Source organism: Microcystis sp. M53603_WE2 (assembly GCF_030065435.1).
This window is the reverse complement of record NZ_JASJFF010000785.1, coordinates 1-2,713: the sequence shown is the minus strand read 5'-3', so window position 1 is coordinate 2,713 and position 2,713 is coordinate 1. Positions and strand designations below refer to the sequence as shown.

4 protein-coding genes are annotated in these 2,713 nt (G+C 42.8%); all 4 read right to left on the bottom strand.

The genetic code is table 11. The features are described 5' to 3' along the window. On the bottom strand, positions 1-372 hold a 372-nt coding region (arsC, locus tag PX481_RS16795), incomplete at its 3' end, for an arsenate reductase, glutathione/glutaredoxin type (RefSeq protein WP_288095085.1). A 23-nt stretch (positions 373-395) separates the two neighbouring features. Continuing rightward, on the bottom strand, positions 396-1,043 hold the full coding sequence (arsH, locus tag PX481_RS16790; protein WP_002757728.1) for an arsenical resistance protein ArsH: 648 nt from the start codon (positions 1,041-1,043) through the stop codon (positions 396-398). Positions 1,044-1,052: 9 nt separating this feature from the next. Next, on the bottom strand, positions 1,053-2,198 hold the full coding sequence (gene arsB, locus PX481_RS16785; RefSeq protein WP_002757727.1) for an ACR3 family arsenite efflux transporter: 1,146 nt from the start codon (positions 2,196-2,198) through the stop codon (positions 1,053-1,055). Between the two features lie 125 nt (positions 2,199-2,323). Further along, positions 2,324-2,662 (bottom strand): ArsR/SmtB family transcription factor, encoded by a 339-nt coding sequence (locus PX481_RS16780; RefSeq protein WP_288095086.1) that lies wholly within the window; start codon positions 2,660-2,662, stop codon positions 2,324-2,326. Positions 2,663-2,713: the final 51 nt, after the last annotated feature.

Below are 2,713 nucleotides of genomic sequence, written 5' to 3'. Positions count from 1 at the left end.
GACAACTTTAGCCTTAATTTCATCGCGAACTCGGCGAAAAGTTTCGATGGGTTGACCATCGGGATCATCAATTAACCAATCCTCGAAAATTTCCTGTAAAACCCATCCTTCCGGCAGATTGACACCGCAACCACATAGGGAGATAACGGCATCGTAATCTTCAGGATTAAAATCCCTAATTGATTTGGAAGTTTGGTCAGTAATATCGATGCCAATTTCCTGCATAACTTCGATTGCTCCGGGGTGAACTTTGGCCGCTTCTAATCCAGAACTTGTGACAGCAATTTTACCCGCACCTAAAGTTTTAGCGAAACCTTCGGCGATTTGGGAACGACAGGAATTTTTTCTACAGGCAAACATGACTTTTTTCATGATTTTAACTCCTAGAAATTGATTTAATTAATAGCTTTATGGGCAATTGTGGCTATTTCTTGGGCGGCTTTTTCCTTCCTTTCACTATAGCGATCGGTCAGATAATCTACCTGATCCCGCAGGAGAATGGTAAACTTATAAAGTTCCTCCATCACATCAATAACCCGATCTCGATAGGGGGAATCTTTCATCGTGCCATCCTCGTGAAACTCCTGATAAGCTTTAGCCACAGAAGATTGATTAGGAATAGTAAACATTCGCATCCAACGACCAAGAATTCGCAGAGTATTAACCGCGTTAAAAGATTGGGAACCTCCGCTTACTTGCATGACTGCTAAAGTGCGGCCTTGAGTGGGACGAATCGCACCAATACTTAAGGGAATCCAATCAATTTGGTTTTTGATAATGCCGCTAATATTGCCGTGAAGTTCGGGAGATGACCAGACTTGACCCTCAGACCATTGACTTAATTCTCGTAATTCCTGTACTTTGGCATGAGTATCGGGAACACTGCCATAAATCGGCAATTCACGGGGATCAAAAAAGCGCACTTCTGCCCCATATTCAGTGATAATTCTGGCCGCTTCTTCTGCTAGTAAACGACTGTAGGAACGTTCCCGCAAAGAGCCATACAGAAAAAGAATCCTTGGTTTGTGAGTCGATTGGAGCATGGTGAATAATTATTTGTAAGAACTCAAGCAACGAGGATCGAGAAGGGTGGCTTTTTCTGGATCTCTGGGAAACCAAAAGGCGGTTTTTTTACAGAATTCTACCAACATTAACATCACAGGTACTTCAATCAATACCCCCACTACTGTCGCTAAAGCGGCCCCCGAATTCAATCCGAATAACATCACCGCAGTGGCGATCGCTACCTCAAAATGATTACTAGCACCAATTAAAGCAGCGGGAGCCGCATCTTCGTAAACTAAATTGAGTTTGAGAGCGGCCACATAACTAAGTAAAAAAATCAGATTAGTTTGAATAAAGAGGGGAATAGCAATCAGGAAAATATGCAGGGGATTACCAACAATTAAATCGCCTTTGAAAGCAAAGAGGAGGATTAAGGTTAACAATAAGGCAGTGATTGCCACAGGACTGAGATAGTGAAGAAAACGCGATTCAAACCAGGCCCGTCCTTTATGTTTAAAAATCCAGTGACGGCTATAGATACCGGCAATAAGCGGTAAACCAACGTAGATTAACACAGAAAAAACAATGGTCTGCCAGGGGACTACAAAATTATTAGCTGCCAGTAACCATTTACCTAGAGGAGCGTAGAGAAAAAGCATCGCTAGGGAATTGACTGCTACCATAATTAGGGTATGACCCTGGTTACTGTAGGAAAGATAGCCCCACATCAAGACCATAGCCGTACAGGGAGCAATTCCTAGTAAAATAGCTCCAGCAGTGTAGGAACTAGCTAAACTTACCGTCTGTCCTCGGATAATCTCCGTTTGACTCAACCAAGGCAGAAACAGCCAGCCGAGAAAAAATTGAGCCAGCGCCACCATGGTAAAGGGTTTGATCAGCCAATTAACCACTAAAGTTAAAATAACTGGTTTGGGAGTACGGGCAGCCCGAAGAGCCTGAGAAAAGTCGATCTTAACCATGATCGGATACATCATGAAGAAAAGACAGATGGCGATCGGAATAGAAACGTTATAGATACTCATGGCATCTAAAGTCCGCGCTACGTCCGGAAATAACCGACCGAGGGCAATTCCCGCCAAAATACAGAAAATAACCCAAAGGGTAAGATATTTTTCAAAAACACTAAGGCTACCGCCAGCTTTGGCGGCTTTAGGATTGATTTGATTAGTCATCGCACAAAGGTGGAAAGAGAATAATGGGAGATTGGGTAATCCACCTTTATTATTTCAAAAAAAGTTGATATGTCAAGGGTAAAAGCTAGTTATAAAGCTTTAATATTTCTAAAAATCTTGATTGGTTACTGATTTTCCTCGCAGAAACGAGCGGGGACAAGGGCGGCAAAACGACGATATTCGGATAGATATTCTTCTAGGAGAAGAAATTGAGATAGATTTAGGCTGTAGTAGATCCAACGACCTTCTTGACGACTGCGGACTAAATTGGCTTCTTTTAGCGTTTTTAGGTGAAAAGATAATTTAGATTGGGCGATATCGAGATGGTCGCGCAATTCACAGACGCATAATTCCTGATGTCGCAACAGTTGCAAAATTTGCAGCCGTAGGGGATCCGAGAGTGCCTGAAAACCAGTACAAATCCGGGTTAACGAGTCGGGAGATGTGGCCAGAGAGTTGAACATTGAGATAGTCCCTCGGTGGGAAGGAAATAGGAAAGCGGGAAAATTCAGAAT